General features: G+C 54.3%; 1 protein-coding gene. It reads right to left on the bottom strand.

Annotated elements, in window-relative coordinates:
- Positions 1 to 371: 371 nt before the first annotated feature.
- Positions 372 to 668, bottom strand: coding sequence for a flagellar protein FliT (fliT, locus tag HZR81_RS23670; RefSeq protein WP_110776534.1), 297 nt, complete (start codon positions 666 to 668; stop codon positions 372 to 374).
- Between the last annotated feature and the right edge of the window lie 107 nt (positions 669 to 775).

Consider the following 775-nt stretch of genomic DNA (forward strand, 5'->3'; position numbering starts at 1 on the left):
CTAAGAGGCTGAAAAGAAAGCCTGCGCTCGCATCCATGGAAATAAAGGCGATCACATTTATGGCAGATGGAAGCTAGATTAATGAAAAAATGAACTGAGTCAAATTTATGGCGTGAAATAACGACCAAAGAACAAGCGGAAAATCAGCGATTTGTGCGAAGAGTTACAAGCTGGGAGGGAATGTTAGACACACGTTAGCGTGATTAGACGTCAACTACGCGACAGTAGCCGACAGAAATGAGCTATTCGGAAAAGGCGTGGCGACATAATGCCACACACTTTGTAATGCTTTGATGAGGCCGCTATTGGCATCCCTAACACCTGGACGCGCCGCCAGCAGACATGCACCCCAGCAGAGCACATGCCGCGACTCAGCCGAACAGCTGATACACCTTCGCCCCTTGCTGCGATTGGTTCAGCTGCCGCAGCTCGCCGGCAATCCGCCGCTGCTCGACCTGACAGGTACTGACCATTTCGCGGTAGAGCTCAAGTAGCTCCTGGAGGCGCTGGCGAAGCACAACGTTGTCGCGCTCCGAGTCCTTCATCACGTCGTCGACGGCATTGCGGCATTCACGGTCGAGCATACTGATCGCCGCCCAATCCTGCTGGCTAAGCGCGTCGCGCAAAGCAGAACCAGTTTCTTCAAGGCGTTTGACGGAAGCGTTCATGCTCGACTCCGGGGGCTGTGCCCGATACGACGGCTTATGCCGAACCAGCTGAGAGGTATTCACCAACGGTGCTCCAGCTATATCGGCCACCCCTCGACGGCCTTTAG

It is taken from the genome of Pseudomonas sp. LM13 (assembly GCF_041381355.1).
GTDB classification, from domain to species: domain Bacteria; phylum Pseudomonadota; class Gammaproteobacteria; order Pseudomonadales; family Pseudomonadaceae; genus Stutzerimonas; species Stutzerimonas frequens.